Below are 12,715 nucleotides of genomic sequence, written 5' to 3' on the forward strand. Positions count from 1 at the left end.
TAGCTGGGGCGCGTAAACGTCACGCGACTCACAGCAAAATTTCTCTGCCATTTACAAATCGATGGCTTAAATTTAGTAATAAACTTTCAGGTCGTATTATGAACCAGAGCGTCAGCACGCTCCTTGAGTTAAGTCACGTAACGGTTCACAATATAAGCAATACATTTTATGCACTCGACCTATCAATCCTCAATAATACACAGGACAGTCTATGTGGCAACAGCAGAGCCTACTTATCCGAGCAAAACCTCGAGGCTTCCACCTCATTACTGATGAAATTAAACAACAGCTACCCCAACTTCAAGGCTACTCTGTAGGTTTACTACATCTATTCATCCAGCATACCTCGGCAAGTTTAAGCTTAAATGAAAATGCCGACCCCACCGTAAGAAAAGACATGGAACGCCACTTCAATCGCTATGTGCCGGAAGACGCCCCTTACTACGAGCACACTTATGAAGGGAGTGATGATATGCCTGCGCATATAAAAAGTGCACTGCTTGGAGCCAGTATTTCGCTCCCTATCAGTCAGGGTTATTTAGCTCTAGGAACATGGCAGGGTATTTACCTAGGGGAGCACAGGGATCATGGTGGTGAACGACGTATTATTGCCACGTTACAAGGGCAAACGTACTTAGAATGATATGTCTACAACTGGGGAGAATATGGGTGACCGATAAGGCTAATACCCAAAAAATGATGCTCCCTCACCTAGCGTTGGTGAGGGACGTCGATTAAAGGTGCGATTTATCGGAGGAGTAACTCATCTCAACTCGAGACGTTAGCTTGGTCACCAACTCATACGCTATCGTGCCAATATGCTCCGCTACCTCCTCGGATGGTAATGCGTCACCCCATAATATTGCTTCATCACCAACACAATCAGATGCTTCTGGCCCCAAATCTACCGTCAACATATCCATAGAGACACGTCCAGCAATTGGCACCTTGCGGCCATTCACTAATACAGGAGTGCCATTTGGCGCCATACGAGGGTAACCATCGCCATAACCAATCGCGATCACACCCACTTTGGTGTCTCGTTCACTGGTCCAGTTTGCGCCATAACCTACGCTCTCCCCTTGCTTCACTTCACGTACCGCAATAAGGTGTGACTTTAACGTCATGACGGGCTTAAAACCCATATCTTCAGCGGTTCGCTCACCGAACGGCGAGACGCCATACATAATGATACCTGGTCTAACCCAATCAAGTTGACTTGTTGGCCACGCAAGCAAACCCGCCGAAGCCGCCAAGGAACGCTCACCATTACACCCTTCCGTCAAAGACAAAAACGTGTTGATCTGCTCCGTTGTCACCGTTTTATCCAGCTCATCAGCACAACCAAAGTGACTCATATAACGCAGTGGTTTGGCAACATTACTGCAAGCGTGCAGACGTTCAACAAATTCCAGGTACTGCTCTTCACGCACGCCAAGTCGATGCATACCGCTATCAACTTTCAGCCACACCATAACAGGAGTTTCTAATTCCGTTTGCTCCAACGCTTCCAATTGCTCAATACAGTGCACAACGGTTTGGATATTATTGGTGACGAGAACTGGCAAATCACTAGGTGAGTAAAAACCCTCTAATAACAAGATAGGTTTAACCACACCGCTGGCACGCAATTGTAGCGCCTCTTCAATGCGCGCAACACCAAAAGCATCGGCACCTTTAGCGTGCTTCGCAATATGTTTCAGACCATGTCCATAGCCATTAGCTTTAACTACAGCCATTACTTTACTGTTAGGCGCTTGCTGTTTAATGCAATTCAGATTGTGTGCCAGTGCGGATAAATCAATATGCGCCGTCGCCGCTTTCATATAACTCATCGTTCAACCCTACTCTTCATCAAACGCAGGGCCTGCGTAGTTATCAAACCGCGAATACTGCCCTTGGAACGTGAGTCGAATGGAACCGATAGGACCGTTACGCTGCTTACCTAAGATGATTTCAGCAATTCCTTTTAGTGCACTATCAGGGTGATACACTTCATCTCGATAGATAAACATGATCAAGTCCGCATCTTGCTCTATCGAACCCGATTCACGCAAATCCGAGTTTACAGGGCGCTTATCCGCACGCTGCTCCAAGGAACGGTTCAGCTGAGAAAGCGCAACAACAGGCACATTGAGCTCTTTGGCTAACGCCTTCAGGGAGCGAGAAATCTCCGCAATTTCGAGTGTACGGTTATCCGACAGCGAAGGGACTCGCATTAATTGCAGGTAATCGATCATGATAAGACTTAACCCACCGTTTTCGCGCGCAATACGCCTCGCTCGCGATCGTACTTCGGTTGGTGTCAAACCTGAGCTGTCATCAATAAACATGTTTTTCTTTTCCATGAGCATGCCCATGGAGGTGGAAATTTTTGCCCAGTCTTCATCGTCTAGCTGTCCGGTACGGATTTTGGTTTGATCAACACGAGACAATGACGCAAGCATACGCATCATAATTTGTTCTGCAGGCATCTCTAGAGAGAAAATAAGCACTGGCTTTTCTTGAGACATCGCCGCATTTTCGCATAAGTTCATCGCAAAGGTTGTTTTACCCATCGATGGACGCGCAGCAACAATAATGAGATCCGACCCCTGTAGGCCAGCCGTTTTCTTATTGAGATCGTCATAACCGGTATTTACACCTGTCACACCATCTTGCGGCGTTTTGTACAGTATTTCGATACGTTCGAGTGTTTTTTCGAGAATGTTGTCGACGTTTTGCGGGCCTTCATTCTCGTTGGTGCGATCTTCTGCTATCGCAAAGACCTTGCTCTCAGCAAGATCGAGCAAATCTTCCGAGCTACGCCCTTGCGGATCGTAGCCCGCATCCGCAATCTCATTCGCCACGCCAATTAAATTACGTACTAAAGCGCGCTCTGCCACAATATCGGCATAGGCATTGATGTTAGCCGCACTTGGTGTGTTTTTAGCTAAATCGGCTAAATAAGCAAAACCACCCACATCTTCAAGTTGTTCACGCAGCTCTAAAAACTCAGACAGCGTAATCAAGTCTAGGGGTTGGCTCTCTTCTAAAAGGGTTCTGATACCGTCAAAAATCAGCCGATGAGGACGGCTATAGAAATCCTTAGTCACCACGCGCTCAGCGACCGTGTCCCAGCGTTCATTATCTAATAACAAACCACCCAGCACTGACTGCTCTGCTTCCAATGAATGAGGAGGGAGCTTAATTGCTTCCACCTGAGCATCTTTACCATTCTGATTTCGGATATCCGCCATGACTTTACTCGATAACACACTAAGACCCTTCATTATACGCGAAATGAAAGATGGCTAAAGCAAAGAAAGTGCTATGAACAGAGAGATTCGTCAATCAACAATTGACCTGTCGTTGACGATGACCGAATATACGACAATTATAATCCTAGCCCTTTTCATCGTCGTGAGGTTTCAGTGTCAAAGAATTTGCTATTTAGCTTGGTCTTACTCGCATCGCCAGTAGCCTTTGCTGAAGAATTTTTGCCATCGAGCGATAGCGAAGACACACCACCGTCACCATTAAAGTCCGAAGTAGAGTTTGGCTTTCAAGCGCACACAGGTAATACCGACTCACGCTCTTTGAACGCTCGAGTCGCGGCAGAATATACCGAAGGTCGCCACCGTACTAGTGGGGAGTGGAAGTACTATCAGTTGTATAAAGACGATGTAGAAGACAAAAATCAGCAGAACTACATGCTGCAATCGGACTATAAGTTAAGCCAACGAACCTATTTATACGGAAACTATAACGGCTTCACGTCTCTTTATAGCTCCTATTATGAAGACCACACCGTTTCTGGTGGTTTGGGTTATCAGATCACGAACACCGAAACGCTACTATTGGAGACGGAAATCGGTCCGGGTTTTCGTTACCAAGAACCTAACATTGACGAGATTGGCGATAAAGACATTGTCTTTCCCAACGTGGTGCGCGAAGCGATCATTCGAGGCAACGTTAATGTTCTCTGGAAGCCGTTAACTAACCTAACAATAGGCAGTAAGCTCACGGTGATTGCGGGTAAAAGTAATACCCGTTTTGATACGGAGTTAAACGTCACCAACGATATCACTGAGACCATTGCGCTTAAAGTGGCATATAGCAGCAAATATCATGACCAAGTGCCTGGTGATTTAAGCAAAAGAGACTCTATCTTTACCGTAAATTTACTATTTAATTTCTAGTGTTATCTCGGCTTCTGGCATTTTCTTAACTTTTAGTCGTCGCTTAACCTCTAACTCCAACCTTTGTCACTGCCTTCATTTATTTCAGACATAAAAAAACACCAGCCGAGGCTGGTGTTTTTATCGGTGTCTTAACTGAGATTACTCAGCAGCAACAACTTGTAGTGTTACTGTAGCGAAAACTTCTGAGTGAAGTTGAACGCTAATTTCGAATTCACCAGTGTTACGTAGAGCGCCTTCAGGAAGACGAACTTCGCTTTTAGCCACTTCAACGCCAGCTGCAGTAATTGCATCAGCGATGTCACGAGTACCGATAGAACCGAATAGTTTGCCTTCGTCACCAGCTTTAGAAGCGATAACAACTGCTTCAAGAGCGTTAACTTTTTCAGCACGAGCTTCAGCAGCAGTTAGTTGCTCAGCAACTTTAGCTTCTAGTTCAGCACGACGAGCTTCAAACATCTCAACGTTGTTCTTAGTTGCCATTACAGCCTTACCTTGTGGGATAAGGAAGTTACGAGCGTAACCAGATTTAACGTTAACTGTATCGCCAAGACCACCTAGGTTACCGATTTTATCAAGTAGAATAACTTGCATTGTTTAATCCTCTATCTAAATAAACGGTGCCGATTACTGATGCTTATCAGTGTACGGCAGTAGAGCTAGGTAGCGTGAACGCTTGATAGCGCGAGCTAGTTGACGCTGATATTTAGCACTTGTACCAGTGATACGGCTAGGTACGATTTTACCAGCTTCAGTGATGTAGTTTTTAAGAGTTGCTACGTCTTTGTAGTCAATCTCTTGTACGCCTTCTGCAGTGAAACGGCAGAATTTACGACGACGGAAGAAACGAGCCATGGGCTATCTCCTGATCTTAAATTAAGTCTGTTGTCGGTAAGTTACATAACGATCCAGCTTTTCAGATGGTGATAAGAACATGTTCTTATCATTGCTATGTCACTACCTTGTACCAAATGTTGAGTGTTCTTGATGACCTATCCAAACCTTAAAGGCAGAGACAATGGTCAAGCAAAGAATTACTCAGCAGCTGCTTCTGGCTTAGCTTCGCTGCGCTCTTCACGACGAGGAGCACGCTCTGCACGTTCTTCTTTCTGCTTAAGCATGATAGAAGGCTCAGTGATAGCCGCTTTAGTACGCATAACCATGTTACGTAGAACTGCATCGTTGAAACGGAAAGCAGTTTCTAGTTCATCAATAGTTTCTTGAGGTGCTTCAACGTTCATAAGAACGTAATGCGCCTTGTGAAGCTTGTTGATTGGGTAAGCCAGTTGACGACGACCCCAGTCTTCTAGACGGTGTACAGTACCGCCAGCTTCAGTGATAGAACCAGTGTAACGCTCGATCATGCCAGCAACTTGCTCGCTTTGATCAGGGTGCACCATGAATACGATTTCGTAATGACGCATAGGTTGCTCCTTACGGATTATTAGCTTCCACGAGTGGCTCGGTCGTCCAGAGGAAGCAAGGAACGAATAAATAAGACCGAGAATTAAGGACCGCGAATGTTATAGAAAGAACGGAAAATAAGCAAGTAATTTTGATGCTTAATAGCAACGCCGACTCAGTCCGAAAAGCTAGACCTAAAAATTCTTTTTATTCATCAGCATAGATTTTCACTGTTAGCTCACCACTGGTATCAATGGACGCTCTATACATACCAGAACTGTTCATCGCAAAATGAATATCGCCCTGTGCATCCATCGCAATTAAGCCACCCTCTCCGCCCATCGCCTTGAGTTCGCCTTGAATGATCACTTCACAGGCAGTATGGACATCTTCGTTTAAATACCGCATACGCGCGGCGACATCACCGGCTACCGTCTTACGAATAAAGTATTCGCCCATTCCCGTCGTCGATACTGCTACGTTATTGTTTTCAGCAAACGTACCCGCACCAATAATCGCAGTATCCCCAACACGGCCATATTTCTTATTCGTGACCCCACCAGTACTGGTCGCCGCAGCAAGGTTACCATGGCTATCAAGCGCCACCGCCCCTACTGTGCCGTATTTTTTGTCATCTGGATACTTCGACTCAGACAGCGCAAACAAACCTTTTTCTTTCATGGAAAGCAATTGTTCATAGCGACGCTCAGTAAAAAAATAATCTTGCTCGGTATAAGGATGCTGATGCTCAAACGCAAACTTTTCAGCGCCTTCACCGATAAGTAATACATGGTCACTATCGCGCATGACATCGCGAGCTAGCTCAATAGGGTTTCGAATATGACGAACACCTGCGACGGCACCCGCATCCATTTCCGCACCATGCATGACAGAAGCGTCCATCTCAACCATTTCATTATGAGTCAGTACCGAGCCTTTCCCTGCATTAAAATGAGGTGAGTCCTCCATCACTTTTACCGCTTCCACCACGGCATCAATCGCATCCCCACCAGAAGATAGAACTCGTTCACCCGCTTTAACGGATGCTGACAATACTTCAATAATTTCTCGTTTAAGTTTCGCAGACATCTGTTCTTTAAGAATCGTGCCCGCACCACCATGAATCGCAATAGAAAAAGGCTTTGTCATCCTGTCGTCCCTTATCAGCTATCCGCTAAATAAAACGATAAAAACACAAAGACCTCCCATAAAGGAGGCCTTTGAAATCATGTTATCAATAACAGCTCTTGCTATTAGTGAGAACCGCAGCCACCGCCACCGCAGCAGCCATCTTTCTTCTCAGCTTTCTCACCGTGATCGTCACCACCACAGCAACCGCCTTCATGATCGTGGTCATGATCGTGTCCACAGCCACCTTCTTGGTGAATGTGACCGTGCGCCGCTTCTTCTTCTGTCGCTTCACGTAGTGCAACCACTTCCACATCAAAAGTTAGCGTTTGACCCGCTAGCATATGGTTGCCATCAACCACAACTTCGTCGCCGTCAACTTCCGTGATTTCTACAGGGATAGGACCTTGATCTGTATCCGCTAGGAAGCGCATGCCTACTTCAATTACGTCAACGCCTTGGAATACGTCTGCAGGAACGCGTTGTACTAGCGCATCATTGTACTCACCGTATGCTTCTTCAGCAGCAACAACAGAAGTAAACTTGCTACCGACTTCCTTGCCTTCTAGCTCTTTTTCCAAACCTACGATAAGGTTATTGTGACCGTGAAGGTAATCAAGAGGCGCTTCAACTGTTGATTGATCAACAACAACACCGTCTTCAGTTTTTACTTGGTACGCGACACTCACGACTACGTTCTTAGCAATTTTCATGTGAACTCCAAAGGATTGGCACTTGAGGCTATGCCTCACAAAATAATCACCGCTTGTGCGGCTTATGTGCACATTATGGGGATGAAATTGAGAAACTCAATCACTCAGGCTTAAAAATGCCAATTAATGCTTCTTCACCACGCTCACTTTTTTCGACCGATTGTGGTGTGCGCTGCTCTAGAAATTCGCACTCAACACACTCTACCCATTCAACATTATTTTCAATCCACCAGCGTAAACTGTCTTGAGTGCTACACTTTGGGCAATTCGCTCCTGCGATAAATCTTTTTTTAATCTGCTTCATTTTGCTTCCTAACTGTAGCGCTAATACCAAAAGTCTGGGGCTAATCCCAAAAACTTCTCGATTGGCGATCATTTTCCATTTCTCTACCAAAAATCTCTTCTAACTCTTTACGAGCTTCTTTAGAGCGCTGAGCCAGCTGCGTATCTTCACTATGCAGTGGCAGAAGCTCTTTAAGCATCGCATTGTCCAACTTTCTAAAGTGTGCTTCTGCGCGCTTAGCCTCATAAGGGTGAAACCCTAACTCAATGAGTGTTTGTCGACCTAAATCAAGGGCACCTAAAAAGGTTTCCCTCGAGTAATTAGTGACGCCATGGTTCATTAATTGATACGCCTCAACACGACTGCGTGCCCGCGCTAGTACCTTGAGTTTAGGGAAATGGGCATGACAAATATCGACCACCTCCATAATCTCCTCAGGAGAATCGGTACAGATAATAATAGCCTCAGCACTGCTCGCACCTGCCGCTCGCAGTAAATCAAGTTGTGTCGCATCACCATAAAACACTTTGTAGCCAAACTTACGTAACAAATGAATCTGGCTAGCGTCACTTTCCAAAACCGTAATTTTGATTTTGTTGGCGTACATCAATCGGCCAATAATCTGCCCAAAACGCCCAAAGCCAGCAATGATGACGCGAGGCTGTCTATCATGGACATCACTTTCAATAGACGCTTCTTCGGTATTATTTAACGATTTCTCAAACCACTTTTTCTGTGCCATCAATAACAGTGGCGTTGTAACCATGGATAAACTCACCACGACCAAAAGAAACGCAGACTCTTCTCTCGACAATAGACCTTGAGAACTTGCCGCAGTGAAAATAACAAAAGCAAACTCCCCGCCTTGGCTCAAAATCGCCGCCATCTTACTGCGCGCTTTAGGGCGAGTGCCAAACAAACGCGCTAAGACATACAGCAGCAAGCCTTTAATCACCACCAGCGCAGTCACGGCTAACAAGACCTTAAACGGCTCTGAAACCAACAGTCCAAGGTTAACCGCCATCCCCACGGCAATGAAGAACAAACCTAGTAACAAACCTTTAAATGGCTCAATAGCAATTTCTAACTCATGGCGATATTCGCTTTCTGCCAATAAAACGCCGGCTAAAAACGTACCCAACGCCATCGACAACCCCAGCTTTTGCATAAATACGGCAATGCCAACAACCAGTAGTAACGCTGCGACCGTAAACAACTCTCGTACACCGCTCATCACGACATAGCGAAATAAAGGGCGAATTAAAAAGTGTCCCGCCACCAGCAAGCCAATCACACCAGCCAACATCCACGCAATGTCCGCCCAGTTGCCCGATGTGTTACCGGCCAACAAGGGTAATAACGCCAGCATCGGAATCACTGCGATATCTTGAAATAGCAACACCGCAAAGCCAGATTGTCCGGTTTCGCCACCCGCTAGCCCTTGCTCTTCAATCACCTTGAGAGCAATCGCCGTCGATGACAGCGCTAATCCCATACCAATCACTAAACTGGTTTGCCAACTTAGTCCAAACAGAGAAGCAATAGCGGATAACACCAACGTCGTCAGCAGCACTTGCGCCCCACCTAAACCCAATATGGGTACTCGCATTTGCCAGAGTTTTTTGGGGTTGAGCTCCAAACCAATCAGAAAAAGCAGCAGTACTACGCCAAATTCAGCAAAGTGCAAGATCTCGCTAACATCACTAATAAGACCAAGCCCCCAAGGACCAATGGCTACTCCAGCCAACAAGTACCCTAGAACTGAACCCAAGCCAAACCGCTGGGCAATGGGCACTGCTACTACCGCTGCCGATAAAAAGATGACACTGTTTTGCAAAAGATCACTCGTCGCTGCCATCTTTGTCCTCCGGTAATAAATAGCTAGGAAGAATATGCGCATTGCCCAAAGGGTTCGTCAGCCACTGTCGATACTGATCGGCATGCTGATAGCGCTCGATATCATCGACTCGCCGCGACCAATACAACACCAAAGGCTCTACCCAGTGCATTTTGCAAAGCGCCGCCGATAACTCAAAAGGTTGCAAAATTTGCTCAAGAGGGTACTTGTTATACCCCGTTTGACTGAAAGCCTCTTCCTTGCCTCCTGCAGTGATCACACTGCGCCAATATTTACCTTCTAACGCACACTCATCGCCAAACGCAAAGCCTTTACCCAAGACACGATCTATCCACTCTTTGAGTAATGAGGGGCATGAATACATATAAAGAGGATGCTGGAAGACAATGACATCGTGCTCAAGCAACAGCTGATGTTCGACATTCACATCAATAAAAAAATCAGGATAAAGCGCATAGAGATCACGCAGCGTCACATTATCAAGCGATTGGATTTTGTTAAGCATGACTTGATTGGCAATCGAATTTTGCGGCTCTGGGTGGGCATAAATGACCAGAACTTTCGGAGAGGGAACTGAGCTTATTTGTGAAGACGTCATTCCGTGAATTCGTTCCTTGTACTACCTAGCAGTAAGATAATTGTTATAAGTTTGATCCATCATAACGCAAAACGGATAATGATCGACATTTATCCACTTTGCCCCTAGTATTCCAAAGTTCAAACTCACCGTTAGTTATAGCCTTATGATCACCTTTTCCGACATTCAATTGCTTCGAGGTGGAAAGCCTCTCCTCGATCAAGCCTCTGCCACCATTCATCCAGGAGACAAAGTCGGTCTCGTTGGGAAAAATGGCTGTGGCAAATCTACTCTATTTGCATTACTAAAAGATGAATTGTCTATTGATGCGGGCACGTTTCATCAGCCTTCCCATTGGGAATTGGCTTGGGTCGCACAAGAAACACCTGCCCTAGACCGTAGCGCAATTGAATATGTGATTGATGGCGATAGAGAGTTCCGCGGATTAGAACAAGATCTGCTAAAAGCCGAGCAAGCCGACAACGGTAACCTTGTCGCTGAATTACACGGAAAAATTGAAGTCATTGGTGGTTACAGCATTCGCGCCCGAGCGGCAGAGTTGCTGGACGGCTTAGGCTTTACCCAAGAGCAAATGAGCTGGAATCTGACGCAGTTTTCCGGTGGTTGGCGCATGCGTCTTAACCTGGCACAAGCGCTACTATGCCGCTCAGATCTATTGCTACTTGATGAGCCCACCAACCACTTGGATCTCGATGCCGTCATGTGGCTAGAGCGCTGGCTGCAAAACTATCCGGGCACCTTGATCCTGATCTCGCACGATCGCGACTTTCTTGATCCGATCGTCAGCCGAATTATTCATGTCGAAAATCAAGCACTGAATGAATACACTGGCAACTACTCTTCATTTGAAGAGCAACGGGCGCAAAAGCTCATCTTGCAACAAGCGATGTTTGAAAAGCAGAAAAAGCAGATGTCGCACATGCAAAGCTACATCGATCGCTTCCGCTATAAAGCCTCTAAAGCTCGTCAGGCACAGAGCCGTATTAAAGCGCTTGAGCGTATGGAAAAAGTCTTACCTGCTCAGCTAGATAACCCATTTAGCTTTGAATTTAGAGAGCCAGCCGCACTACCTAATCCTATTATGATGATGGACGACGTCTCAGCAGGCTATGACAACAACCTCATTTTGGAAAAGATTAGACTTAATTTAGTACCGGGTAGCCGTATTGGCTTACTTGGTCGCAATGGCGCCGGTAAGTCCACCCTGATCAAGCTGCTATCTGGAGAGCTCGCCGCGAAAGGCGGTGATTTTACTTACTCTCAAGGCGTAAAAATTGGCTACTTCGCCCAACATCAGCTTGAAACCCTTCATCCAGAAGAAACGCCGTTGCAGCATATGATGCAAATTGCGCCCAACCAAACCGAGCAACAGCTTCGCGACTATCTAGGCAGCTTTGGCTTCCAAGGTGAAAAAGCGCTCGATAAAGTGGCGCCATTCTCTGGCGGAGAAAAAGCGCGCTTAGTGTTAGCCTTAGTTGTCTGGCAAAAACCGAATTTATTGCTGCTTGATGAACCAACCAACCACTTGGATTTAGACATGCGTCAAGCCTTGACGTTTGCACTACAAACCTTTGAAGGGGCAATGGTTATTGTCAGTCACGACCGCTATTTATTACGTGCAACCACCGATGATCTTTATTTAGTCCATGATCGCCAAGTTGCACCATTCAATGGCGACTTAACGGACTACTATAAATGGCTAACCGAGCAACAAAAGCTTGAGCGCAAAGAAACCCAAGACAACGAGCCAAACAAAACCTCCGTACACAGCGCAGCATCAAAAAAAGAGCAAAAACGCAAAGAGGCCGAGTTTCGTAAACAAACCGCGCCGGTTCGTAAACAGCTTGAAAAGCTTGAAAAGAAAATGGACCAACTGAGCGCGCTGCTAAGTGAGGCGGAAACGCAATTATCCGAATCATCACTGTATGATGCCGAAAACAAAGCTAAACTGACTAAAGTACTCGCACAACAATCCACAAGTAAATCTGAACTTGAAGAGGTTGAAATGGAGTGGATGGGGCTTCAAGAAGAACTAGAAGCAATGGAACAGGAGTTCTGTGGATAATGGATAAAGCACACCTCGAACATCTATCTCTCGAACACTTATGGCAGTTTAGTCTGCAATACTATGGTGTGAGAGAGATAAAAGAGGCGTGTCTGACTATCCAAAATCACTACCATGGCAACGTGAACCTACTGTTGATGCTCAAATGGCTTGATGAACAACAGCGCCACTTTGCTGCCGAAGATTGGCACCTCATTCAAAGCTGTTTGGGTCGCACCGAACAGCTTCTTCATCATTTCCGCCGACTGCGTCGACAGCTTAAAAACAATGTTAGTGACAATCTCTATCGCGAAGCACTCGCCTTTGAATTGAGCGTAGAGAAACAGCAGCAATCCGATCTTGTCGATTGCGTCAATTCACTTACCCTCACCACCAATCAACAGCAACCCTTAGTCAGTAAATATTGCCAACAACTCGGTGCTGAGCATCTCAGCCCCATATTTTCGACGCCGTGCTCAGTGTACTTTTCTCGCAAATAATCTTAC

The 12,715-nt window shown here is 46.0% G+C and carries 14 protein-coding genes; 4 read left to right on the forward strand and 10 right to left on the reverse strand.

Going from position 1 to position 12,715, the window contains the following annotated elements:
• Positions 1-211 precede the first annotated feature (211 nt).
• Positions 212-643 carry a secondary thiamine-phosphate synthase enzyme YjbQ gene (locus tag MD535_RS20350; RefSeq protein ID WP_265676860.1) on the forward strand — a complete coding sequence of 144 codons (432 nt, stop codon included), beginning with the start codon at positions 212-214 and terminating at the stop codon, positions 641-643.
• Between the two features lie 91 nt (positions 644-734).
• Here MD535_RS20350 and alr read toward each other — a convergent pair whose 3' ends face one another.
• A complete protein-coding gene (gene alr / locus MD535_RS20355) occupies positions 735-1,835 on the reverse strand; it encodes an alanine racemase (protein ID WP_265676861.1) in 1,101 nt (366 codons plus the stop codon).
• Between the two features lie 9 nt (positions 1,836-1,844).
• Positions 1,845-3,239 carry a replicative DNA helicase gene (locus MD535_RS20360; RefSeq protein ID WP_265676891.1) on the reverse strand — a complete coding sequence of 465 codons (1,395 nt, stop codon included), beginning with the start codon at positions 3,237-3,239 and terminating at the stop codon, positions 1,845-1,847.
• 174 nt (positions 3,240-3,413) lie between these two features.
• Here MD535_RS20360 and MD535_RS20365 point away from each other — a divergent pair, with 174 nt between their 5' ends.
• Entirely contained in the window at positions 3,414-4,181 is a 768-nt protein-coding gene (locus MD535_RS20365) for a DUF481 domain-containing protein (protein ID WP_265676862.1), read from the forward strand.
• Positions 4,182-4,322: 141 nt separating this feature from the next.
• Here MD535_RS20365 and rplI read toward each other — a convergent pair whose 3' ends face one another.
• The 8 genes from rplI to kefG form a co-directional block, all read right to left on the reverse strand.
• Positions 4,323-4,775, reverse strand: coding sequence for a 50S ribosomal protein L9 (gene rplI, locus MD535_RS20370; protein WP_265676863.1), 453 nt, complete (start codon positions 4,773-4,775; stop codon positions 4,323-4,325).
• Between the two features lie 33 nt (positions 4,776-4,808).
• Entirely contained in the window at positions 4,809-5,036 is a 228-nt protein-coding gene (gene rpsR / locus MD535_RS20375) for a 30S ribosomal protein S18 (RefSeq protein WP_000090472.1), read from the reverse strand.
• A 179-nt stretch (positions 5,037-5,215) separates the two neighbouring features.
• Complete coding sequence (rpsF, locus tag MD535_RS20380; protein WP_250617921.1) at positions 5,216-5,605, reverse strand: 30S ribosomal protein S6; 390 nt, start codon at positions 5,603-5,605, stop codon at positions 5,216-5,218.
• Between the two features lie 187 nt (positions 5,606-5,792).
• The gene (locus MD535_RS20385; RefSeq protein ID WP_265676864.1) at positions 5,793-6,734 is read right to left on the reverse strand and encodes an isoaspartyl peptidase/L-asparaginase family protein; all 942 of its coding nucleotides are present in this window, start codon (positions 6,732-6,734) and stop codon (positions 5,793-5,795) included.
• Positions 6,735-6,838: 104 nt separating this feature from the next.
• Entirely contained in the window at positions 6,839-7,426 is a 588-nt protein-coding gene (slyD, locus tag MD535_RS20390) for a peptidylprolyl isomerase (RefSeq protein ID WP_250617919.1), read from the reverse strand.
• A 100-nt stretch (positions 7,427-7,526) separates the two neighbouring features.
• Positions 7,527-7,730: a YheV family putative zinc ribbon protein gene (locus MD535_RS20395; RefSeq protein ID WP_265676865.1), complete on the reverse strand. Its 204-nt coding sequence runs from the start codon at positions 7,728-7,730 to the stop codon at positions 7,527-7,529.
• A gap of 40 nt (positions 7,731-7,770) precedes the next feature.
• Complete coding sequence (kefB, locus tag MD535_RS20400) at positions 7,771-9,567, reverse strand: glutathione-regulated potassium-efflux system protein KefB (protein ID WP_265676866.1); 1,797 nt, start codon at positions 9,565-9,567, stop codon at positions 7,771-7,773.
• Positions 9,551-10,165: a glutathione-regulated potassium-efflux system ancillary protein KefG gene (kefG, locus tag MD535_RS20405; RefSeq protein WP_265676867.1), complete on the reverse strand. Its 615-nt coding sequence runs from the start codon at positions 10,163-10,165 to the stop codon at positions 9,551-9,553. The genes kefB and kefG overlap by 17 nt, the downstream gene beginning before the upstream one ends.
• Before the next feature lie 145 nt (positions 10,166-10,310).
• On the opposite strand from kefG, the gene MD535_RS20410 reads away from it, so the two are divergent.
• Both MD535_RS20410 and MD535_RS20415 read left to right on the forward strand, forming a co-directional pair.
• Positions 10,311-12,230, forward strand: a complete 1,920-nt coding sequence (locus MD535_RS20410) for an ABC transporter ATP-binding protein (protein ID WP_265676868.1) — start codon at positions 10,311-10,313, stop codon at positions 12,228-12,230.
• Positions 12,230-12,709 carry a TIGR02444 family protein gene (locus tag MD535_RS20415; protein WP_265676869.1) on the forward strand — a complete coding sequence of 160 codons (480 nt, stop codon included), beginning with the start codon at positions 12,230-12,232 and terminating at the stop codon, positions 12,707-12,709. Before MD535_RS20410 ends, MD535_RS20415 begins: the two co-directional genes overlap by 1 nt.
• The last annotated feature ends 6 nt before the right edge of the window (positions 12,710-12,715 follow it).

The sequence above is a fragment of the Vibrio qingdaonensis genome (assembly GCF_026191675.1).
GTDB classification, from domain to species: Bacteria; Pseudomonadota; Gammaproteobacteria; order Enterobacterales; family Vibrionaceae; genus Vibrio; species Vibrio qingdaonensis.